A 22,183-nucleotide genomic window follows, 5' to 3' on the forward strand; every position below is an offset into this window, starting at 1 on the left:
CAGGACCTGGCATGACTTCGTATTTCGACCGTTCATATTACCTCAAGGGCATTCGCGACGGGTTGCCCTTCATCTTCGTGGTGGCGCCCTTCGGCCTGCTTTTCGGCGTGGTCGCGACCGAAGCCGGCCTTTCGATTTTTGAGACCATGTCCTTCACGGTCCTCGTGATCGCGGGGGCGGCACAGTTCACCGCCCTGCAACTCATGGCCGAGAATGCGCCGACAGTGATCGTCATCATCTCTGCGCTCGCCGTCAATCTGCGCATGGCGATGTATTCGGCCTCGCTCACACCGCATATTGGCGGCCTGCCCTTCTGGCATCGGGTCATTGCCGCCTATTTCCTCGTGGACCAGAACTACGCGTTGTCCAGCGTGAAATACGAGCAAGAGCCGGACATGACCCTGCCCCAGAAGTTCTCTTACATGATGGGGGCGATCACGCCTGTCGCGCCCAACTGGTATCTTGCAACCTTCGTCGGCGCCCTGATCGGCAAGACGATCCCACCGGGTCTGGCGCTGGATTTTGCAGTGCCGATCTGTTTCCTCGCCATGATCGGTCCGATGCTGCGCACCGGGGCGCATGTCGCCGCGGCGCTCGTTGCCGTCACGCTGTCGCTGGTTTTTGCCTTCCTGCCCTACAATCTTGGCCTCATGGTCGCGGGCATTGCCGGGATGATCACCGGGGCTCAGGTTGAACTCTGGACGGAAAGGCGTCGCGCGTCATGAAGGAAATCTGGATTGTCATCATCGCGATGGGCATCGGCACCTTTGGCCTGCGCTTCCTGTTTCTGGGGCTTGTCGGGGATCGCGAAATGCCGCCCTGGGTACTGCGCCACCTGCGCTACACGGCCGTCGCCATTCTCCCGGCCCTTGTCACGCCCCTGGTTGTCTGGCCACAGGCCACCAATGGTGCGATCGACCCGCCCCGTCTGATGGCGGCGCTGGTGACACTGGCGCTCGGACTGCGGTACGGCAATGTATTGCTGGCGATTGGCGGGGGCGCGGTCACGCTCTATGGCGCGCTATACCTTCTGGGCTGATCCCGCCGATCAGTTCACCTTGGGTTTGTTCAGCTCGTATTCGGGAATAAAGGCCTTCAGAACCCGGGAGTTGTCGTCCCCATCCTGCTCGAACAACCGGTCATAGCTGGCGCCCTTCTTGGCAAAATACTCGGACAATTTCAGGGGGGAGTAGGTGACCGGAGCACCTTCGAACCCGGGCAGGCTCGCGATGATGCTTGATGTCGTATAGGCACATTGCGCTTCAAGAACCGGACCCGTCGACTGCGCCTTGCGCAACGCCATTTCGGCGACTTGAGGACTTACGTCGACGGATTGCAGAACCACGTGATACGTCTCGCGCGCGTGGTAACGGGTGTATTGATCCACCAGATAGGGGCTCATCCCATAGACCACATCGTTCTTGGCGACGATGCCCCCGGTTCGAAACGATCCCGCCGGATCAAAAGCCACCCGTTGGCTGCCGTTGATCATCAAAGACGTGTGCGCGCCCGCGCCACTCGAGTTCGAAATCATCGTGTACAGCGTCAGACGCGGCGGACCCGAATGCACATAGCGGGCCTGCGCCACTTCTGCGTCTGACGAATTGGTCTCAACGGGATTGCGTATGGAACACGCCGTAAGCGTAGCCATAACGGCCAAGGCCGTACAAAGGCGAAGCAACGTTTTCATGCGTGCAATCCCGCCCGTCCGTATCAGCTGTTGAAAAGCGCCAGGAAGATCAGGACACCGATCGACACACCGGCAACCCACATCGATGCCTTGATGAAACCAGCAAAGGTTTTTTCCTGAACGGAGATATCCATCGAACCTTGTTTATGTTCAGCCATGTTCGCATTCCTTAAGTCTTGTTTCCCGCTGGATAGCGCATTCGCGCTGGCCTGTCACCACGTCAATGTCGCGCAGTGGATCAGGATTTTGCCAGATCCTGTGCCAGCCGGAACCCGATCCGGGTTGGGGCGCCTTCTTCCACCTGCCGAGGCAAGGCACGCAGCATGACGTTGAGCTGGCTGACATGCTGGACAAGCTGGGTTTTTATGCCGTTCGAATCGGTGCCGTAGAAGGTGACGATATCCGGGTCGAAGAACCCCATGCCCTCGATCCTGAGAACCCCGGCATCTCCTCCGGTGAACCCCATCGCGACCTCGTGTTCATTGTCCAGTTGTTGTTCGAAGTTCTGGATATAGAGAATCAGCCGCTCATAAGCCCATTCCGCCGGGCTTTTCTGTGTCACGGGTGTTTGCGCCACGGAGTCGGGCACTGCACAGGGCTCCACATCCGGGTCGGCATGAACTTCATGGCGACGCGGCATGGCCGCCGCCTCAACAGCCTCGGCGGTGGTCTTGATCTCTTCGTCGCTCACGCGGGTCTCCCTCAGCCAATCTTCTGCCACATCCACGCGCCGTCGTCGCGCAGGGTGCGGCTTACCAGTCCAACATGGTAAAGATGGTTGAGATGGGCAAGGGCCTCGACCAGAGCCAGCCCATAGGCGCCCTTGTCGATTGTGCGTTTGAACAGCGGCGGGAAACATTCGCTCGCGGTCTTGGGCGTATCAAGATGTCCCACTAGTCGCTCCAGCGCGCCGTGGTGGTTGTCGATCAACTGCCGCATCCGCGTGGGCGCCCCGGTAAAGGGCAACTTATGCCCGCCAAGCACCAACTGATCGGGCCGCGCAAACGCCTTGAGCCGCTCACAGCTTTCCAGCCAGTCGGCCACCGGATCGGCCTCGGGTTCCGTGGCATAGACCCCGATATTCGAGCTGATCGAAGGCAGGATCTGGTCGCCTGAAAGAACAAGATTGTCGTCCCGGCTCCACAAGGTCGCGTGCTCGGGCGCATGGCCATTGCCAATATGTACGTCCCAGTCGCGCCCACCGATGTGGATTACGTCATCCTGCTTGATCCGGCGAAAGCCCAGAGGCATTGGCGCCACGACGTCCGCAAAGTTGAAGGGCCGTTCGCTCTTGCGCTCGTTATAGATCTCTTCATCCATGCCGCAGCGGCGATAGAATTCCAACGTCTCCTGACGCGGCACCGCCTGTTCGTCCAGCTGCAGCATCCGCGCGAAAAGCCAAGCCGTGCGCGTCGTCCAAAGCTCCGCGCCATGCGCTTCCTGGAACCAACCTGCCAACCCGACATGGTCGGGGTGATGATGGGTCACGATCAGCCGTGAAATCGGCTTGCCGCCCAGCGGTCCCGCCATCAACCCTTCCCAGATCGCGCGGCTGCGCTTGCTGTCAAACCCGGTGTCGACAATTGTCCAGCTGTCGCCCTCATCGAGCGCATAGATGTTGACATGATCGAGCGCCATCGGCAGCGGCAGGCGCATCCACAACACCCCGTCGGCCACCTCAATCGCCTGCCCCTCTTCCGGGGGCGTGTCCCAGGGGTAACGAATGCCTGCCGCGCCGTCCGCCATCAGGCCGCGCCCAGATCTTCTGCGCTCAGCGCATAGAGGTCATCTGCCCCCTGCATCGCGTGGGTCAACAGGCCGGCATGCTCTGGCAACAGGCGTTTGACATAGAACTGCGCCAGCTTGCTGCGCGGTCCCTGCCCACCTTCGGCCACGGCCGCGCGCAGGTGGTAATACCCGCCCAGCACCCGCGCAAACCCCTTGAGGAACGGCACCGATCCGGCAAAACGGTCGTTCATGTTGCCTTGGGCCACCATCCACTCGGTCGCCTCGCGCAGGGTTTCCGTGGCTTGCCAGACCGGCTCGGCCAACTCCGGGAACGTGCCACGTACGGCTTCGGCCCGGTCCTCAATCTCGTCCAGCAGCGCATAGGCGGCGTCGCCGCCATCCATCAGCTTGCGCCCCACAAGGTCCATCGACTGAATGCCATTGGTGCCCTCATAGATCGCGGTCACACGCACGTCGCGGGCGTATTGCGCCGCCCCGGTTTCCTCGATGAAGCCCATGCCGCCATGCACCTGAACCCCCATTTCGGCCACGGCAATCCCGGTGTCGGTGCCGAACGCCTTGGCAATCGGCGTCAGGAATGCGGCCCGTGCCTTCCAATCCTTGTCGTCGGTGGCGGTCCCCATGTCGATCGCGACGGCACAAGCCATTTCAATGGCGCGCGCGGCAAAGATATCGGCCTTCATCGTCGCCAGCATCCGGCGAACATCCGCGTGATCCAGGATGGTACCTGCGCCGTCACCAACGGGCGTGCGCCCCTGTTTGCGATCCATCGCATAGGCCAGCGCATGCTGATAGGCACCCTCGGCAACGCCCACACCCTGACCACCGACGCCAAGTCGCGCGTTGTTCATCATGGTGAACATGCATTTCATGCCGTCATGTTCGTTTCCGATCAGCCAGCCGGTCGCCCCATCATATTCCATCACGGCCGTGGGTGAGCCATGCAGGCCCAGCTTGTGTTCGAGGCTCACCACCTTGAGGCTGTTGGCCACGCCCGGCTCTCCGTTCGCGTCCGGGATGTACTTGGGCACCATGAACAGGCTGATCCCCTTGGTGCCCGGCGCCCCATCCGGCAAACGGGCCAGAACAAGGTGGCAGACGTTCTTGGTGAAGTCATTGTCACCCCAGCTGATGAAGATCTTCTGCCCCGAGACCGCATAGCTGCCATCGCCATTCGGTTCGGCTTTGGAGCGCAGCGCGCCCACATCGGACCCCGCCGCCGGTTCGGTCAGGTTCATGGTCCCGGCCCATTCGCCGGTCATCAGCTTGGGCAGGTAAAGCGCCTTGATCTCGTCGCTTGCGTGATGCTCCAGCGCCTCGATCTGGCCCTGTGTCATCAGCGGGTTCAGCTGCAACGACAGGCATGCCGCGCTCATCATTTCGTTCACCGCCGTGGTGATCGAATGCGGCAGCCCCATACCGCCATGTTCCTGCGACGCGCTGGTCGAAATCCACCCGCCCTCAGCAATCTGCGCATAGGCCTCGGCAAAACCGGGCGAGGTCCGCACCACGCCGTTTTCCAGCACCGCACCCTGCAGGTCGCCATTGCGCTGCAACGGGTACATCACCTCTTCACACATCCGCCCCGCTTCGGACAGGATGGCATCCGTCACGTCCTTGTCCGCATCTGCAAAACGCTCGGTCGCCGTGACATCGGCAAAATCCACCACGTGGTCGAACAGGAACTGGAAGTCGGTCACTGGGGCGCGGAAGGGCATGGCTTTCTCCAATTGGCTTGGCTTTGGGTGCAGGCGCTTGTATGCAGCTTTTCACCCAAGAGTAAGGGGCTTCAACAGCCCGACAAAGAAAAACGCAGCGTCACAGGAGAGGGCCGCCCGTGCAGACCCAGCGCCTTTTGTCAGACGAGACCGGCTTTGATCACGCCTGCACCATTCTGCAAAATGGCGGGCTGGTCGCCTTTCCAACCGAAACGGTCTACGGGCTTGGCGCAGATGCGCGCAACGACCATGCGGTTGCGCGCATTTTCGAGGCCAAAAGCCGCCCGCGCTTCAACCCGCTGATCGTGCATGTGGCCGACATCGCCACGGCAAAGCGCTTTGTCATCTGGAACGATACCGCCGACCGCCTCGCCGCCGCCTTCTGGCCCGGCCCCCTGACCCTGGTCCTGCCACTTGCACCGGACGGCGGCCTGTCGCCACTGGTTACGGCCGAGCTTCCGACATTGGCCATCCGCGTTCCCGAACACCCGGTCGCCCGCACCCTGCTTAAGCGTTTCGGTGGCCCCGTGGCTGCCCCTTCGGCCAACCCTTCCGGCAGGATCAGCCCAACAACCGCCGGCCACGTCGCTGACGGCCTCTCTGGCCGGATCGACGCTATTCTGGACGGCGGGGCCTGCGATGTCGGGGTCGAATCCACAATTCTTGGTCTCTGGGATGTCCCGATCCTGCTGCGCCAGGGCGGCTTACCGCAGGAAGCCATAGAGGCCGCGCTTGGCGCCGCCGTGGCGACCCACCAATCCGGCGACCCCCTGACCGCACCGGGTCAGATGACCTCGCATTACGCCCCCGGTGCACACATCCGCCTCAATGCCACGACATTGGGCGCGGGCGAAATATTGCTGGGCTTCGGCAAAGTCGACAACGCCACGCTCAATCTCAGCCCGTCGGGTGACCTGACTGAAGCGGCAGCGAACCTGTTTCACTTCTTGCACCGGCTCGACGCGGAAAATCCCGAAACAATCGCCGTATCACCGATCCCGAATCATGGTCTGGGGCGCGCGATCAATGATCGCCTCGCCCGCGCCGCCGCGCCGCGCCACTGATTTTCCTTTTGCCATAAATACCGGGGGGTGAGCGCCGCCTTGTAAACGGTCCTGTGGACCGTTTCAGGCGTGAACGAGCGGAGCCCAGGTTTGATGTGACGGGGCAGCGCCCCAAAACCCGCGTCAGGCATGCCCCGCCGTGGCCGACAGGCTGAGCGCATCCACCCCGATGCTTTTCAACGCCTCCGGCCACTTTTCGGCATTGGCCAGGTCAAACACCAACTCCGGTGTTGCATCGCAGATCAACCAACCATTCGCCGCGATTTCACCTTCCAGTTGCCCGGGCCCCCAGCCGCTATACCCAAGCGCCAGCAAGGTTCTTTCCGGCCCCGCGCCCGTCGCCATTGCTTCCAGAACATCCTGTGTCGCAGTCATGCCAAAGGCCTCGTTCACCCGCAGGGTCGACAGATCCGAACGATATTCCGAGGAATGCAGCACGAACCCCCGCCCGCCCTCTACAGGTCCGCCGAAATAGAGGTTTCCGTCGTATTCCGGGCGCTCCAGGCGAATAGACAGCTGCTTGAGGAGGTCTGAAACGCGCATTCGGTCCATCGTCTTGTTGACGATCAACCCCATCGCGCCCTCTTCTGAATGGGCACACAGAAACACCACTGAATGGGCAAAACGCGGATCGCCCATGCCGGGCATGGCAATCAACATCTTACCTGTCAGGTCCATTGCCGTATCGCTGTCTTCCGTCAATGCCTCATCCCTGTGCTGTTGTGCTCCTTTCCAACATGTGCCCCCGAACGAGATGACGCAAGGGTGATTGGCATGTTTCAAACCCGCGACATTTTCTCGCCGGAATGTGAGTTGGCATTGAACGTCGAATGGCCCAGATGTGAGTCATGATCCAAAAGCTACTGTCCATCACCTGCCTGCTCCTTGGCCTCGCGATACTCCCTGTTCACGCCCAATCCTACGATGGTGTGGTGCAGGCCGAGATCCTGCCGGGCTGGCGCAACAGCGATGGCAGCCACACTGCGGCGATCCGGATTTCGCTCAATCCGGGATGGAAGACCTACTGGCGCGCTCCGGGCGACGCGGGCATTCCGCCGCGTTTCGACTGGGGCGGTTCGCGCAACCTGCGCGGCCTCGACATAACGTGGCCGACTCCTCACGTCTTTCTACAGAACGGCATGCGCTCGATTGGTTACAAGCAGGAACTGGTCCTGCCGGTACGCATCACACCGAAATCGGCAGACAAGCCGATCCGGCTGAAGGCTCATCTGGACATTGGTGTCTGCCGTGACATCTGTGTGCCGCAGCAGATCACCGTCAAGGCCGAACTGCCTCCGAACGGCAAACGCGACGCCCGCATTGCCGCCGCACTTGCCGATCGTCCGCTATCGGCTTCCGAGGCCGGCCTGCGTACTGTCACCTGCCGCCTCAGCCCGACCCGGGACGGATTGAAACTGACCGCGCGCATCGACATGCCCAGCGCCGGCGGGACGGAGGTCGCCGTGATCGAGACGGTCGATCCGGAGATCTGGATTGCGGAAGGCACCGCCAAACGTCAGGGCGGGACGTTGGTTGCCGAGACCGAGATGATGCATGTTGAAGGCAAGCCCTTCATTCTTGATCGTTCGACTCTGCGCTTCACCGTTCTGGGCGCCCGCTACGCGGTTGATATTCGCGGCTGCGCGGGCTGACATCAGCCCTTGGGGCTTATCCCCGCGCCGCCCGGCGGCGGGAAAACAACTGGCCCAACAGACCAATGCCATAACCCAGCATGGTGATGCCCCAGGCACCAACCGCGAACACCACCACGGTCAACCCGGGGCCCTGGACGGCCTCCAGGGCAGGCACCAGCGCCTCAAGTTGCGGATGCATTCCGCCCTGCCACAATGTCCAGCCCAGCGTCAGCCCGAGCCACACCACCAGCACCGCCCCGGTCCCAAGCAAAAGGCCACGCAGACCGCGCGCCCGCACGCCCCGACGCAGCGCGGCCACCTGGCGCGAAACGTCCGCCTGCATCGCCAGTAACGCGGGCACCACGATCAGAACCAGCACCATCCCGAACCCAAGCCCATAGACCAGCGTGATCACCGTCGGCTTGAGAAACTGCGCCTGTTGCGAGCGCTCGAACAACAGCGGTGCAAGCCCCAGAACGGTGGTCGCCGTGGTCAGGAACACAGGGCGCAAACGGTCGGCTGTGCCATCGATGATAGAAGGGATCAGCCCGCGATCATGCGCATAGTCGTCAATCGTCGTCACAAGGACAATCGAGTCGTTGATGATGATCCCGGTCATCCCGATCAGCCCGACCACCGTGAACATGCTGAGCGGGACTTCGTGCATGTAATGCCCATAGATCGTGCCCACCAGCCCAAAGGGAATAATCGCCATAACCACGACGGGCCGGGTCCAGCTTGAGAATACCCAAGCCAGTACAAGGTATATCCCTGTCAGGCACAGAATCAGCCCCGTGCGCGCATCGCTCAGGAAATTGTCCTCCTGCTCGCTCAGCCCGGCCAGTTGCCATTCGACCTGTTGTTCGCTGGCAATGCGGGGCAGGATGTCTTCCTGCAACCGTTCAATGATCAGCTCGGCCCGCGCTGGATCGTCCTCGGAAATATCCCCCGTCACCTTGATCTGCCGCACACCGTTTTCCCGACGCACCGTACTGAACCCCGTGCGGCTTTCCACCGTTACCAGGTCGGCCAATGGCACGTACTTGCCTTGAGGCGTGCGCATAAGACTGCCCTCCAGGAAATCTGCCGTCAGCTCCCCTTCGGGAAGCTGGACCCGAATGCGTGCGCTACGCGGCCCGTCCGGGTAGGTCGCCGCCTCCAGCCCGTTCAGGCGATGCCGCAAGACCCGCCCAAGTGAGTCGATGGAAAACCCAAGCGCATGCCCTTGTGGGGTCAATTCGAGGATCAGTTCCTGCTTGTCATAGTTCAGGCTGTCCTCGACCGCCGACACCTCGGGAAACTCTGCAAGAGCGGTCTTGAGCGCTTCGCTTGCCGCCTTGAGCGTGTCGCTGTCCGCGCCAAAAAACTGCACGTCCAGCGCATCGCCTCCCGGCCCAGACCGCCAACCTCGGAACGACACCGTTTCGACAAGCGGGTGACGCGCCACGCGGTCCTGCAACTCGCCGACAAAGGCAAAACTGGAATAGGGGCGCAGATCCGCGTCGATCAACTCGATGGCGATCCCGCCCAAAAGGTCGGCATCCATCGTATCCGATCCCGGGATCGGTCGCCCGGAATTGCCCCCGACCTCGGCCAGCACATAGTCCAGAGGGTTACGCCCATAACGTTCTTCGTATTCCTTGCCCAGTTCCTCGGTCGCGCGCTGCATCTCGCGCATCATGGCAAGGCTGTCCTCGCGCGAGGCACTGGGCAGCATCGCGAAATTCCCCGTAACGGACCCGCGCTCCGGCGCGTTGAAGAAACGCCACTGCACATCCCCCTGAATGAACAACACAGCCTGCGTGGCAAGGATCAGGATCGCTCCGGCAACCACAGGATACCGCATGACCACAACAAGACGGATTGCCCGTCGGAACACCACGTCACGGAACCAGCGGAATCCGCGGTTCACCACCCGGCTCGGGACATCATACCAATGCTCCTTGGCTGTATGCTTGAGCGCATGGGCCATGTGGTTGGGCAGGATCAGGAAACACTCGATCAGCGAAGCCGCCAACACCGCAATCACGGTGAACGGAATGTCCGCGATCAGATCACCAAAACGTCCCGAGATCATGGTCAGGCCAAAAAAGGCGATGATCGTGGTCAGGGTCGAACTGAACACAGGCATCGCCATCCGTCGTGCCGCGTTTTCAGCCGCCACCACCGGCGTTTCATTCAACCGCCGGGCCCGTGCATCCGCATGTTCCCCCACCACGATTGCATCATCCACCACGATACCCAGCGTGATGATCAGCGCAAACAGCGAGATCATGTTGATCGTCAATCCGCCGACATACATCAGGGCCACCGCGGCAAGCATCGCCGTTGGAATTCCCGCCGCCACCCAGATCGCGGTCCGTGCATTGAGAAACAGGAACAACAAGCACACGACGAGCACCAGCCCCATGGCGCCATTGTCCAGAAGGATGTTCAAACGCCCGGTGATCGCCTCGGCGCGTGTCCGGATCAGCTGGATTTCGACGCCCTTGGGAAGGGTCGCCTGCATGGTGCGCGCGACGTCTTCGACCGTGGCCTGTATGCCGATGGCATCGCCCTTGTCGCTGCGGTCGATGCGGATCGAAATGGCCGGGTCTTCGCCGACGAAATAGCTGCGGTTGCGGTTCACCCCCTCGACCCGGATCAACGCCACATCCCCGATCGTCAGCTTGGTCCCGTCCGGGTTCGATCGCAGAATGATCCCGGCAATCTCGTCCGGCGCACGTTTCTCGACGCCTGTACGCACCCGCGCCACGGCCCCTGTCACATCCCCGGCCGGATCGGCATTGACCTCGGCCTTGATGGCCTCGGCAATCTGGGCAATCGACACATCATGGGTGATCAACGCAACCGACGAAATCTCGACGATCGTTTCCCGTTCGGCAAGGCCGCGTATGGTGGTCCGCGTCACACCCTCCGAATACAACCGTGCGATAAACTCATCGGCAAACCGCGCGATCTGGTCGATGGCCACGGGGCCGGTGATCACCACATCCGTGACCCGATCCCGCCAGCGTCCGCGCCGCACGACAGGCTCCTCGGCCTCTTCCGGCAGGGTTGTGACCGCATCCACCGCGACCTGTACGTCGTCCGTTGCCCGTGCCATATCCCAGCCGGGCTCGAAATCCAGCGTGATCCGCGCGCGGCCTTCTGTCGAACGGGAGTTCGTCTGCTCCACACCCTCGACGGCCAGCATGGCAGGTTCCAGAACCTGCACAATCGCTGCATCCACGTCTTCCGCGCCGGCCCCATCCCAAGTCACGTTGACAGTCACATTGTCGACGATCACGTCGGGAAAAAACTGTGCCCGCATGCGCGGAAACGCCGCCAGCCCGGCAATGATCAACACCACCAGCAACAGGTTTGCGGCCGTCGCGTGGCGTGTGAAATATGACAGGATGCCCCCGGCGCGATCTCCCAGTTCGCGCATGGCCTCAGCCCCCCATCCGGCTTTGCAAACGCTCGATCATGCGCGCCGGAACCTCGGGCCGATTGAGCGCCGTGATCAGGCGTTTCTTCACATCCGCCGGGATCGCCTTGTTGGCCTCGATAAAGGCGACATACCGCGCGCGATCCTCGTCGCTCAACGCCACCATCTCAGGCGCTTCGGGTGTTGCCGCTCCGGCGGCACTCAGCGGTTTCACGGCAATACCCTCGCCCAGAAGAGGCGTGCGACGCGTCACAACACGTTGCCCGGCAAGCCCCGCCCCCCGCACGAGAACGGTGTCGCCCTGTCGGCGCAGCAATCGCACACGCATCGCCTCAAGCCGATCCCCGTCGCCGACAACGAGCACTTCACCGCCCGCATCCAGCGCCGTCGCAGGCAGTTGCACGACATTCTCCAGCACCCGTTCCTGAACCCGCACCGTAACGAAATCCCCCGGCTTCAAACCGCGCGCGCCATCCAGCCGCGCAAACAGTACCCGACCGGTCTGCCCCTCGCCCACGGCCGCCGCATCACGCGTGATCACGCCCGTTGCGGTCAGGTCGGATCCCATCACGTCCAGAGACACTTTTACTTCTGACGGATAAAGCCTGTTTTGGTCATCCAGCAGGCGCGCATATTGCGGGGTCGACACCCGAAACGCCACTTCAAGCGCGTCACTGTCGATCAACTGGGCCAGTTTTTCGTTGCGCGATACCAGCCCACCCTGCACCACCGAGACTTCCGACAACGTACCCGAGAAATCCGCCGTGATGACCGTGTCCTTCAGATCGGTCTCCGCCTCGGCCAGAGCAATTCGTGTACGCTCCAGCCGGGTCGCCGCCTGATCCACCCGCGCCTCGGCCTGTGCGAGCGCGCGGCGGTTGGACAACACCGCCTGTCGCGCGCCTGCTACCGCCAGTTCCGCGGTTTCCACCGACGCTGCCGTGCCCACACCCCGTTCGCGCAAATCGACCTGCCGTTCGTATGCGCGGTTGCGCAGGTCAAGCTGCGCCTCGCCCGCGGCCAGCTCGTCCTGTGCCAGTTTCAGGGTGCGTTTTGCATCCCGCTCCTCGGCCTCGGCATCCAGTAGATCGCTTGTGATCCGATCCACGGCATAGCGCGCCTTGGTCGGGTCGACCTGCACCAGCACTTCGCCCGCGCTGACCTCCGCCCCTTCCTCGAATTTTTCCGAAAGCTGGATGATCGTGCCAGCGGCAGCCGCGCGAATTTCCAGACTGCGGCGACTGCGAACTTCGCCAAAGGCCACCAGTTCCGGCGCTATATCCTCGGGCACAGCCGTGACCACGTTGACGGTAAACACCCGCTCACGGGCAGGAGGGGCCTTGCTGTCCCGCGCCAACCGTTCCTCGATCGCGTCGCGCACCAGCTGCCCGGCAAACAAAAGCACCCCCACCGTCACGGCCAGCAGGAACAATCCTGTCAAACTCTGTCGCAAAAACCGCATATGCCGGCCTCTCACTCGCGCGAACCATCCACAATTCTAAGAACTCGGACGAAAAATTGCCAATCCAACTCGGGGTTTATACGCGCCCGACGGGATTTTCCGTCACAAAATGTGACGCGTCACCTCATATTTTTGCGAGACAGGGACCGCAAAGCGCCTATTTGCGGCGCATATGCTCATCAAGACGGGGCATGATTTCCACGAAGTTGCAGGGCCTGTGGCGATAATCCAACTGCCATTTCAGAATCTCGTCCCAGGCATCCTTGCACGCCCCCGGACTGCCGGGCAGCGCGAACAGGTAGGTGCCCTGCGCCACGCCCCCCGTGGCACGGCTCTGCACGGCGCTAGTTCCGATCTTTTCCATCGAAACCATGGTAAAGACGGTCCCAAACGCCTCGATTTCCTTTTCATAGACGTCACGATGCGCCTCGACCGTGACGTCCCGACCGGTCAGCCCGGTTCCCCCCGTCGAAATGATCACGTCGATCGCGTCATTGCCGCACCATTCACGCAGCTGCGCGGCGATCTCGGCGCGCTCGTCCTGAATGATCCTGCGATCAGCCAGCACATGCCCCGCATCCTCCAGTCGCGACACCAGCATATCGCCGGACCGATCCTCTTCCATGGATCGCGTATCGCTCACCGTCAGCACCGCGATCCGCACCGGGATGAAATCTTTGCTCTCGTCGATCCGGCCCATGGCCCTACTCCTGTCTCAGTCGAATTCGAACCAGTTCGCTGTCGGCCCCAGGTTGACCACGCGCGATGCGCCCACCATGGCGCTCTGGCCCCAGCAATCGTGGATATGCCCGCACATGACCAGCCCCGGTTGGGCTCGCTCAATTGTCTCCAGCACGGCCACCGAGCCAAGCGACAGCCCGTTTGACGTCCGGTCCACCACCTCCTTGGGCGGGGAATGGCTGATCAGAATATCCACCTCCCCGCAATTGGCCAGCAACTCGCGCGCACGCTCTTCCGGAAGGTCACAGGACCAGTCGGTGAACGGCGTCACCGGCACCGCATAGCCCAACCCGAAAATCCGCATTCCGTCGACGTCGCACCCCTGCCCATGCAGAACAATTGCGTCTTTGGGCGCCGCCGCCCGCAATTCTGCTTCGCTTTCGTTGTTCCCCGGCACAAGCACCATCGGCACCGAAATGCCGCTCAACAACTCGAGCGCATCCGCCAGATCGCGCCGCCGGTTGCAGAAATCCCCCGCTCCGATCACGAGGTCCGCGTCCCGGCTTGCCTCCACAAGGGCACGGGCCGCGCGGGCCGAATGATGCATATCGGAAAATGCCAGAACCTTCATGAATCAGCCTCTAGTCGTGCTTTCAAGCTCAACAAATCCGCCCAGGCTTCCCGCTTGGCTCCTGGTTGGCGCAGCAGGTAGGCGGGGTGAAACATCGGCATCACCGGCTTGCCGAAGGCTTCCTGCCAATTTCCCCGCAGCCGGGTAATGCCACGCCGCTCCAACACCGCCTGACAGCTGATATTGCCCATCAGGACAATCACGTCCGGCGCCACGATTTCCACATGCCGTTCCAGGAACGGCTTCAGCATGGCGATTTCTTCCGGTTTCGGATCGCGATTCTGCGGCGGGCGCCACGGGAGCACGTTGGTGATATAGACCGCATCCTTCGACATCGGCGCATCGCGCCCCATGTCAATCGCAGCCAGCATCCTATCGAGCAACTGCCCGGCCCGCCCGACAAAGGGCTTGCCTTCACGGTCCTCTTCCCGCCCCGGTGCTTCACCGATGATCATGACCCGCGCGGCCGGATTGCCGTCGGAAAACACAAGGTTACGCGCGCCGCGCTTCAACTCGCAGTGTTCGAACGCCGCCATCGCCGCCCGCAACCCATCGAGATCCTTCACCCCTTGCAGCGCCGCGACAGCCTCGCGCACTGGGTCCACCTTGGGCGTCACCGGAGTTTGCATCGGAGCCGCCGGAGCCACGGGCGCAACCGGTTTCTTTGGCGCCTCAGGCACCTCGTAGCGATTGAGAGGGGTGTCCAGAATGGCCTCGGTCACGCCAAGTTCCACCTGCCATTCCAGCAGGGCACGCGCCGTGTAATAGTCCAAAGCCGATTCCATGACAGCTACTCTAGTGTGCCCCGCAAAGGGTTGAAACTGCTCATTGTCCGCCGGGACCATGCATCGCGATCAGACCGCGTTGGGCAACGCGCGCCCTTGGTCAAACGCCTCAAGATTGGCCACCGCCATCATGCCCATCGACGTCCGCACCTCAAGCGCCGCCGTTCCCAGATGCGGCAGCAACGTCACGTTTTCCAACGTCCGTAGCGCCTCGGGCACCTTGGGCTCGAACTCATATACATCAAGCCCCGCCCCACCGATCAACTGCTCCTGAAGCGCCGCGATCAACGCGGATTCGTCCACGACATCCCCGCGTGAAATATTGATGAAGCGCGCATGCGATGGCATCGCCGCAAAAACCTCGGCCCCGATCAGGTGGTGCGTTTCCGCCCCACCCGGCACCGCCGCAACAAGGAAATCCACCTCGGCAGCCAACCCGGTCAAGCTCTCGAACCGCTGCGCCTCGAATTCCATTGGTCGGGGCGACCGGTTGAAATAGGACACCTTCATGCCGAACCCAAAGAAACAGCGCTGCGCAATGGCCTGTCCGATGCGCCCCATGCCAACGATTCCAACATGTTTGCCCGACATGTGCAGGCCCAGCATCTGCGTCGGATGCCATCCCTGCCATTGCCCAGAACGGACCAGCCGCTCGCCTTCACCAGCGCGTCGCGCGCTCATCAGCATCAGGGTCATGGCGATATCCGCCGTCGCATCCGTTACTGCGCCCGGCGTGTTGGTTACCCCAACCCCGACGGCGGTCGCCGCCTCGACATCAATGTGATTATATCCCACACCGAAATTGGCCAACAGCTTGCAACGCGGTGTAGCGACATCCGCAAAAACGTGCTTGTCGAACGCGTCCCCCAACGTGGGCATGATCAGATCGTATTCACGCAAAGCGTGGCGCAGATCATTGTCACGCAGCGGCAGATTGCTCTGCCGCACGGTCACGTCAAAACTTTCGCGAGCCCGCACCACCACCGGCTCGGGCATGGGTCTCGTGATCAGCAGTGTCTTCAATGCATCCGCCCTCCGTTGGGAACGGCACCATCCGGCCCGATCAACACGATTTCACCGTCCGCGTCGGGCAAGCCCAGAACAAGGATCTCGGACATGAACTTTCCGATCTGGCGGGGGGGGAAGTTCACCACCGCCATCACCTGTTTGCCCACCAAGCCATCTGGGTCATAGTGCCGCGTGATCTGAGCCGAGCTTTTCCGCGTGCCGATCTCATCCCCGAAATCGACCCACAGTTTGATCGCTGGTTTGCGCGCCTCCGGATAGGGTTCGGCCCGCACAACCGTGCCCACCCGGATATCCACCTTGAGAAACTCGTCGAAACTCAGATCACCCATTGGCCAGCTCCCGCGACCGGTCCGCCGCTGCGCCCACTGTGCGAATAATCAGTGGTGGCAGCCCCTTGGCAGGATCCATCAACACCTCAAGCCCGGCCTGTGTCGTACCATTCGGGCTGGTCACGTTTTCACGCAGCGTTGTCGGGCTTTCCTCGGACAGTTCGGCCAGCGCCCCCGCCCCGGCCACTGTCGCCTTTGCCAGCGCCATCGACATTTCCGGCGGAAGCCCCTGTGCTTCGCCTGCCGCCGCGAGTGTTTCGATCAGATGAAAGACATAGGCCGGCCCCGAGCCGCTGACCCCGGTGACCGCGTCAATCTGGGATTCGCGCTCCAGCCGCACCACTTGCCCGATGGCTTTGAGCAAACCCTCGGCCAGCGCCAGTCCCTCTTCACCCGCGTGCTCGTTGCCAATGATCGCTGTGATCCCCTTGCCCACCGCAGCCGGCGTGTTCGGCATGGCGCGCACGATGGGCGTGCGGTCACCCAGCATGCCTTCATAGCTTTCAATGGATATCCCGGCCGCAACCGACACGAACAGCGTGTCGCCATTGCCCATCGCCTTCAACACCGGCAGGGCCTCGGCCATCATCTGAGGTTTCACGGCAACCAGGACAATTGCGGGCGCTGCAGGCAATTCGGCGTTCACATGCACGCCGCTGTTTTGCACCCATTCACTCGGATAGGGATCCTGAACCCAGACCGATGTCGCAGGCAACCCGTCCGCAAGCCACCCCTGCAGCATGGCCGATCCCATCTTGCCACATCCCAGTAGCACAAGACCCTTTTCGGCCACCAAACTCATATCCATAATCGCCCCCCTTTTCGCTTTGGGGGCAAGTGTTACGCCCGCCCGTAAGCCTCTGCAATGGCAACCTGCATGGCATCTTCCACCTTGCGATCTCCCCAGACCACAAGCTGGAACGCCGGGTAGAACCGTTCCGCGCTGACAATCGCCGCGCTGATCATCATGTCGATCTGATCCGGGCTGGCGAACTGCCCGCCGCTCAGCACGAGGCCATAGCGATAGATCATCAGCTTCTGCTTTTCCCAGTACGTAAACGCCCCGGCCCAGCACTGGTCGTTCACGGCGTTCAGCGCTTCGTGAAGTTGGGGCAACTTGTCGGCGGGCGGCTCCATTTCGAAGGAACAGACCAAACGCAAGGTCTCGTCATAAGCGGACCAGGCCAGCGTGATCGAATAGGTGCGCCACTGCCCCTCGACAGCCATGGCGATCTGGTCATCAGCGATGCGATCAAAGCTCCAGTCGTGGTGCTCGGCGATATGCTCGACGATGTCGATCGGGTGAAGGTCTTCTTCGAGAAACTGCTCTGACAATGCCATGGCGCCACCTCTTTTTGCTGTTGCGCCCGGGGAATGGCAGCGCCCCTAGCGCTTGGTGCCTGCTCTAGAAGATGCGGAGTATTCCGCCCCTCTTACCAGATATGGTGCTGTGCCAGAGCGCTGCTGTAAAGCAAAATATCTGTGGATAACGCAATAAGTTGTGGATGAAACGCATCAAAGCACAAGGTAAGAGCTGATTGTTTCGCCCCCGCCAACAGCCTGTTCGCGCGTGTCAGGATGGTCTATTCCGCACCCCGCTCCGCAACCTTGCCGCCATCCGCAAGCCCCGCCGACGGATACAGCACGACGCGTTCGCCAACCTCAAGCCCATCCAGAACCTGTGCATCTATCCCATTGTTGCGACCGGGTTCAACCATCCGCAACACGGCCCGCCCCGCGTCACTCAAAACGAACACTGCCCAGCCGCCATTCTGCCGGAACAGGGCACTGGACGGCACGATCAGAGTGTCCTCGACCTGCCAAACAACAATCCGGGTTTCGACCCGGAATCCATGGCCCAGCGAAGCGCGGGTTTCGGGCGGTTCGGTGAACTGGATCACGGATTTCACCCGCTGCTCCTCTACGCCCAGCGCCGAATACTTGGTAAATCCCCACGGATCGATCCGCTCGACCTTCCCGTGCAAGTCTCCCTCTCCGCCCCAGTTGGTGATCAGGACCGGATCGCCAACGCTGACCTGAACCGCATCCGTCGACAACAACTCGACCACCACTTCCAGATCGCTGGCCGTATCACCCACTTCAAGGATCGGCGCACCCGCCCCCAGCGTGGTTTCGCTTTTCTGGATCACGCGCAGCACCCGCCCGGTGATCGGGGACGGCACATCAATCGGCGTCGCATTCGCACCCGTTGCCGCATCATAGAGCCCCTGGTCATCAAAGCTGATCAGTCGCGCGCGGGCGTTGTTGAGATCGGCAATCCGCATCGAGATCGCGGCCCGCGCCGTGTCGACCGTGGCCTGAACCGACCGCCACGTCCCCTCGGCCCGGTCCAGCGCCGCTTGCGAGATCGTATCCTGTTCATGCAGCTTGCGGGCGCGTTTCACGTCTTCAGAGGCGAGGTCCCGATCCGCCAGCGCCTTGTTCAGATCGGCCTGCGCCACCCGCAACGCGGCTTCTGCCGCCGCAATCGCGGCGCGTGCCTGCTCGCGGGTGCGGATATCGAGTGCCGACGGGTTGGTCGGCAACATGCGCGCCACGACCGTCTTGCCCGCCTCGACGTAATCCCCCGGCTCCAGTTCGACACGCATCAACCGCCCGGCGATCGGCGTGGACACGACATACGGGTCACGCACCTCGGTGCGCGCCTCCTCGTCCACAGTCTGCATCATCGCGCCACGCCGGACTTCGCCGAGATCGACAAGCATCGGCTGCGGCCAGAACGCCGCCGTCAGCCCCGCCCCCACCAGAACCGCTGCCCCAAGTGTCAAAATCCGCCGTGACTGCCGCTTTGCCATCTCGCCTACTCTCTCGTCTTCAGGGTCGCCACGAGGTCGACCTTCTCAATATCACGTTTCACCAACCACCCCGACAGGATCGCCGCCGCCACCACTGCCCCCCCGGCCAGCCCATAGGTGTCCGGTTTAAAATCGGTGGATATCTGGTAAAGATCGGTGCTGAACCCGGCGGCCACAAGGAAGGACAATCCATACCCTATGGCCACGCCCAACGGGATCGCGAGGAACACCACGATCGCCAGCTCCCCCAAGAGGATGAACGCCGCCTCGCCCTGGGTGAACCCCATCACCCGCAAACTGGCGAGATCGCGGGCCTGCTCACCAAAGCTGATCCGCGCCGTGTTGTAGACAATTCCAAAGGTGATGATCCCGGCAATCGCGGCCATGATGAACCGCATGGTCCCTGCTCCGCTGTCCATCAGCTTTTTCATGGCCGCGCGGGAATCGCTCTTGCGAGAGACCCCGGCAACACTGGGCACATCCTTGAGCGCTGCAAAAAGCGCCGGGTAGGCCTGCGCGTCCACCCGCAAATAGGCCCCGGTAATCCGCCCCGGTTCATTCAGCTCCCGGTTCAGAACGTCCAGCTTCATGAACGCAGGCGCCCCCAGCAACGTGTCCGCAATCCGCGCCACGGGCACCTCCAGCACCGGGCGCCGCCCTTCCAGCACCTCAACCATGATCTGATCCCCCGGACCTACCTTGAGGATATCGGCCAGCGCCTTGGCCAGCACGATCCCCGCATCTGGCATCGGTATATCCGCGTGGTCCGCATCCACCGCCCGGCTCAGCCGCGCGCCGGGCATCAGCCCGGTGATCCCGCCCCGGTAACTTTCCGTGCCATGGCGCAGCACGGCGCTGACCGAGCGTGTCGGTTCTACCTCGATCACCCCCGGCAGGTGCTGCAGGGCAAAGGCCGTCTTGTCCGGCATCTGTTCAAAAAAGGTCACGGCAACGTCCGACCGGTCGATAACATCGAACGTCTGGTCCAGCGTATCGTCGAACCCGCTCATCACGGTTAATTGCGCCGAACTCAGCCCCATCCCCGCCGCGATGCCCAGCACCGCACCAAACACGCGCCCCGGATTGCGCACCACCCGGCGCAGCACCATGCGACTGGGTTGGTCCAGCCACCTCTTGAGCCGCGCATTGAGCGCGCCCGAACGCGAATAATCTGCCGGCGCAGGCGGCCGCATCGCCACTGCCGGGGTCAGGGCAAAGACCTGGCGCAACACCAAAAGCCCCCCGGCCATCGCCGCCAGCACGCTCACCGCGACACCCGACACAAACGACGACGGCTCGACCCGAAATACAAGAAACGGAAAGTGATAGACTGCCTGGTAGACCCCAGCCAGCAACCGCCCGCTCCACACGCCCCCGGCACAGCCCAGCGCCGCGCCAAACAGCGCGATCGCCACCACCAGCTTGATGTAGTGCAGCGACACTTCCCAATCGGTATAGCCAAACGCCTTGATCAACCCGATCTGCTCGCGTTCGGACTGCACCATGCGGCTCACCACGATGTAGAGCAGAAAGGCCGCCACTGCCATGAAGATCGGCGGCACAACCGACGACGTTGTGCGCAAACCCTTGATTTCTTCACTCAGGAACCGGTTGGAAAGCTGGTCTTCGAGGGCATATGACCCCAACCCGCCATAGCGGTCGAGCAGAGCATCCGCCGCCGCCAGCACGGGTTCGACCTGCGCCCCCCGCTCCAGCTTCAAAAGCGCTTCGTTGAAGGCCCCCTTGAGATCATAGGCTGCCTCCAGCGCGTCCTGGTTCATCCAGATCACGGCAAAGCGCGCATCATCCGGCACGAACTCCCCCGGCGCGATGGTGAACAGGAACTCGGGCGCCTGCGCGATGCCGACAATGCGGAAATCACGTCGGCTGCCATGCATCGTTGCCGACAGGTGATCACCCAGAGTCAGGCCATGCGCCTTTGCAAAACTTCTGAGCAACAGCACCTCTTCGGTGCGTCCCGCCTGCGGCATCCGCCCATCGGCGAGATACACGCCATTGAGCCGCGGTTCGCGCCATGGCGGCAAGGAAACAATCTGCGCCCGCACAGGCATGTCCTGCCCCGCGATCTCGACAAGGGCACCGCCCTGAATGCGCCCCTCAACCGCATCCACCCCCGGAATCGCCGCTAGCCGTTCCAGCATCTTTTCCGGAGCGCGCACCACGGGGGCAAACACGTCCGCAAGGCGGTAGCGCTCATAATAGGTGCGTCGGGTTTCATCGAGAGACGAGATCATGCCCGACATCATGACAAGCAACAGAACCCCCACAGCGACCACCAGCGCAATCGCGCCCGCCTGGCCCTTGATCCGCCAGAGGTCGCGCAGCAGCTTGTGGTTCAGCGCGCCCATGGTCCTACCACTCGATCTCATCGGGGCTGACCCTGTGGTCGTTAACCTCGACCGAGCGAATCGCCCCGTCCGCGAAGTTGATCACCCGATGCGCCATCTGCGCCGTTGCGGCGGCGTGGGTGACAATCATCACCGTCGCGCCCAGCTCGCGATTCACATCGTTGATCACATGCAGCACCGCACGCCCTGTGGTGCTGTCCAGCGCGCCGGTCGGTTCATCGCAGAACAAGACCGTCGGGTTCTTTGCAATCGCCCGCGCAATCGCCACGCGCTGCTGCTCACCGCCCGACATCTGCGCCGGAAAATGATCCATGCGCTTGCCCAGGCCAACAAGATGCAACGCCTTTTCCACGTCCATGGGATCTTCGGCAATTTCGGTGACAAGCTCCACATTCTCGCGCGCGGTCAGCGATGGCATCAGGTTGTAGAACTGAAAGACAAAGCCGACATGATCGCGCCGATAGAGTGTCAGTTCCCGGTCGCTCATCTGCGACAGGTTCTGATCCTCGAAAAAGGCGTCGCCCTCCGTCGCCCGGTCAAGTCCGCCAATGATGTTGAGCAGGGTCGACTTGCCCGATCCGCTGGGGCCAAGCAGCACCACGATCTCGCCCTTCGGAATCTCGAGATCGACGCCGCGCAGCGCATGCACGGCGGCGGGGCCTTCACCGTAAACCTTGGTCAGGCCGCGAGTGACAAACGTGGTTTGTCCGGCGGGTTCAGAGTCCTTGGCCATGCAAGCCCCCCTTTTTCCGTGGGGCAGCCTAGGTGACCGGGGCGCCCCGGTCCATGCCTCCCG

Annotated in this window: 22 protein-coding genes; 4 read left to right on the forward strand and 18 right to left on the reverse strand. The window is 62.2% G+C overall.

The window, feature by feature from the left end; all coding sequences use genetic code 11:
- The first annotated feature begins 11 nt into the window (after window positions 1-11).
- Both BMZ35_RS01685 and BMZ35_RS01690 read left to right on the forward strand, forming a co-directional pair.
- A complete protein-coding gene (locus tag BMZ35_RS01685) occupies window positions 12-725 on the forward strand; it encodes an AzlC family ABC transporter permease (protein ID WP_093090281.1) in 714 nt (237 codons plus the stop codon).
- Window positions 722-1,039, forward strand: a complete 318-nt coding sequence (locus BMZ35_RS01690) for an AzlD domain-containing protein (protein WP_093090283.1) — start codon at window positions 722-724, stop codon at window positions 1,037-1,039. The genes BMZ35_RS01685 and BMZ35_RS01690 overlap by 4 nt, the downstream gene beginning before the upstream one ends.
- A gap of 9 nt (window positions 1,040-1,048) precedes the next feature.
- On the opposite strand, the gene BMZ35_RS01695 is transcribed toward BMZ35_RS01690, so the two are convergent.
- The 5 genes from BMZ35_RS01695 to BMZ35_RS01715 all read right to left on the reverse strand — a co-directional run bounded on the left by BMZ35_RS01695 (window position 1,049) and on the right by BMZ35_RS01715 (window position 5,157).
- Window positions 1,049-1,690, reverse strand: coding sequence for a hypothetical protein (locus BMZ35_RS01695; protein WP_131814309.1), 642 nt, complete (start codon window positions 1,688-1,690; stop codon window positions 1,049-1,051).
- A 23-nt stretch (window positions 1,691-1,713) separates the two neighbouring features.
- Window positions 1,714-1,848, reverse strand: a complete 135-nt coding sequence (locus BMZ35_RS01700; RefSeq protein WP_093090287.1) for an aa3-type cytochrome c oxidase subunit IV — start codon at window positions 1,846-1,848, stop codon at window positions 1,714-1,716.
- Window positions 1,849-1,928: 80 nt separating this feature from the next.
- Entirely contained in the window at window positions 1,929-2,330 is a 402-nt protein-coding gene (locus tag BMZ35_RS01705; RefSeq protein WP_093092470.1) for a DUF6173 family protein, read from the reverse strand.
- 62 nt (window positions 2,331-2,392) lie between these two features.
- Window positions 2,393-3,436 (reverse strand): MBL fold metallo-hydrolase, encoded by a 1,044-nt coding sequence (locus BMZ35_RS01710; protein WP_093090289.1) that lies wholly within the window; start codon window positions 3,434-3,436, stop codon window positions 2,393-2,395.
- A complete protein-coding gene (locus BMZ35_RS01715) occupies window positions 3,436-5,157 on the reverse strand; it encodes an acyl-CoA dehydrogenase (protein ID WP_093090291.1) in 1,722 nt (573 codons plus the stop codon). Before BMZ35_RS01715 ends, BMZ35_RS01710 begins: the two co-directional genes overlap by 1 nt.
- A gap of 119 nt (window positions 5,158-5,276) precedes the next feature.
- Here BMZ35_RS01715 and BMZ35_RS01720 point away from each other — a divergent pair, with 119 nt between their 5' ends.
- A complete protein-coding gene (locus tag BMZ35_RS01720) occupies window positions 5,277-6,221 on the forward strand; it encodes an L-threonylcarbamoyladenylate synthase (protein ID WP_093090292.1) in 945 nt (314 codons plus the stop codon).
- Window positions 6,222-6,344: 123 nt separating this feature from the next.
- On the opposite strand, the gene BMZ35_RS01725 is transcribed toward BMZ35_RS01720, so the two are convergent.
- Window positions 6,345-6,899, reverse strand: coding sequence for a YqgE/AlgH family protein (locus tag BMZ35_RS01725; RefSeq protein ID WP_093090294.1), 555 nt, complete (start codon window positions 6,897-6,899; stop codon window positions 6,345-6,347).
- Between the two features lie 170 nt (window positions 6,900-7,069).
- On the opposite strand from BMZ35_RS01725, the gene BMZ35_RS01730 reads away from it, so the two are divergent.
- Complete coding sequence (locus BMZ35_RS01730) at window positions 7,070-7,873, forward strand: protein-disulfide reductase DsbD domain-containing protein (protein ID WP_093090296.1); 804 nt, start codon at window positions 7,070-7,072, stop codon at window positions 7,871-7,873.
- A gap of 16 nt (window positions 7,874-7,889) precedes the next feature.
- Here BMZ35_RS01730 and BMZ35_RS01735 read toward each other — a convergent pair whose 3' ends face one another.
- The 12 genes from BMZ35_RS01735 to BMZ35_RS01790 all read right to left on the reverse strand — a co-directional run bounded on the left by BMZ35_RS01735 (window position 7,890) and on the right by BMZ35_RS01790 (window position 22,120).
- Window positions 7,890-11,285: an efflux RND transporter permease subunit gene (locus BMZ35_RS01735; protein WP_093090298.1), complete on the reverse strand. Its 3,396-nt coding sequence runs from the start codon at window positions 11,283-11,285 to the stop codon at window positions 7,890-7,892.
- Between the two features lie 4 nt (window positions 11,286-11,289).
- Window positions 11,290-12,747 carry an efflux RND transporter periplasmic adaptor subunit gene (locus tag BMZ35_RS01740; RefSeq protein ID WP_093090300.1) on the reverse strand — a complete coding sequence of 486 codons (1,458 nt, stop codon included), beginning with the start codon at window positions 12,745-12,747 and terminating at the stop codon, window positions 11,290-11,292.
- A 157-nt stretch (window positions 12,748-12,904) separates the two neighbouring features.
- Window positions 12,905-13,447 carry a molybdenum cofactor biosynthesis protein B gene (gene moaB / locus BMZ35_RS01745; RefSeq protein WP_093090302.1) on the reverse strand — a complete coding sequence of 181 codons (543 nt, stop codon included), beginning with the start codon at window positions 13,445-13,447 and terminating at the stop codon, window positions 12,905-12,907.
- A 15-nt stretch (window positions 13,448-13,462) separates the two neighbouring features.
- Entirely contained in the window at window positions 13,463-14,059 is a 597-nt protein-coding gene (locus tag BMZ35_RS01750) for a metallophosphoesterase family protein (RefSeq protein WP_093090303.1), read from the reverse strand.
- A complete protein-coding gene (locus BMZ35_RS01755; RefSeq protein WP_093090305.1) occupies window positions 14,056-14,844 on the reverse strand; it encodes a uracil-DNA glycosylase in 789 nt (262 codons plus the stop codon). The genes BMZ35_RS01750 and BMZ35_RS01755 overlap by 4 nt, the downstream gene beginning before the upstream one ends.
- 69 nt (window positions 14,845-14,913) lie before the next feature.
- Complete coding sequence (locus BMZ35_RS01760) at window positions 14,914-15,867, reverse strand: 2-hydroxyacid dehydrogenase (protein WP_242654672.1); 954 nt, start codon at window positions 15,865-15,867, stop codon at window positions 14,914-14,916.
- Window positions 15,864-16,202 carry a tRNA-binding protein gene (locus BMZ35_RS01765; RefSeq protein ID WP_093090308.1) on the reverse strand — a complete coding sequence of 113 codons (339 nt, stop codon included), beginning with the start codon at window positions 16,200-16,202 and terminating at the stop codon, window positions 15,864-15,866. Before BMZ35_RS01765 ends, BMZ35_RS01760 begins: the two co-directional genes overlap by 4 nt.
- Entirely contained in the window at window positions 16,195-17,010 is an 816-nt protein-coding gene (gene proC, locus BMZ35_RS01770) for a pyrroline-5-carboxylate reductase (RefSeq protein ID WP_093090310.1), read from the reverse strand. Before proC ends, BMZ35_RS01765 begins: the two co-directional genes overlap by 8 nt.
- Before the next feature lie 32 nt (window positions 17,011-17,042).
- Entirely contained in the window at window positions 17,043-17,543 is a 501-nt protein-coding gene (locus BMZ35_RS01775) for a type III secretion system chaperone family protein (protein ID WP_093090311.1), read from the reverse strand.
- Window positions 17,544-17,785: 242 nt separating this feature from the next.
- Entirely contained in the window at window positions 17,786-19,018 is a 1,233-nt protein-coding gene (locus BMZ35_RS01780) for an efflux RND transporter periplasmic adaptor subunit (RefSeq protein WP_093090313.1), read from the reverse strand.
- A gap of 5 nt (window positions 19,019-19,023) precedes the next feature.
- Window positions 19,024-21,408 carry an ABC transporter permease gene (locus tag BMZ35_RS01785; RefSeq protein WP_242654674.1) on the reverse strand — a complete coding sequence of 795 codons (2,385 nt, stop codon included), beginning with the start codon at window positions 21,406-21,408 and terminating at the stop codon, window positions 19,024-19,026.
- Window positions 21,392-22,120, reverse strand: coding sequence for an ABC transporter ATP-binding protein (locus BMZ35_RS01790; protein WP_093090317.1), 729 nt, complete (start codon window positions 22,118-22,120; stop codon window positions 21,392-21,394). The genes BMZ35_RS01785 and BMZ35_RS01790 overlap by 17 nt, the downstream gene beginning before the upstream one ends.
- Window positions 22,121-22,183 lie beyond the last annotated feature (63 nt).

This window comes from Shimia aestuarii (assembly GCF_900114635.1).
Taxonomy (GTDB): domain Bacteria; phylum Pseudomonadota; class Alphaproteobacteria; order Rhodobacterales; family Rhodobacteraceae; genus Shimia; species Shimia aestuarii.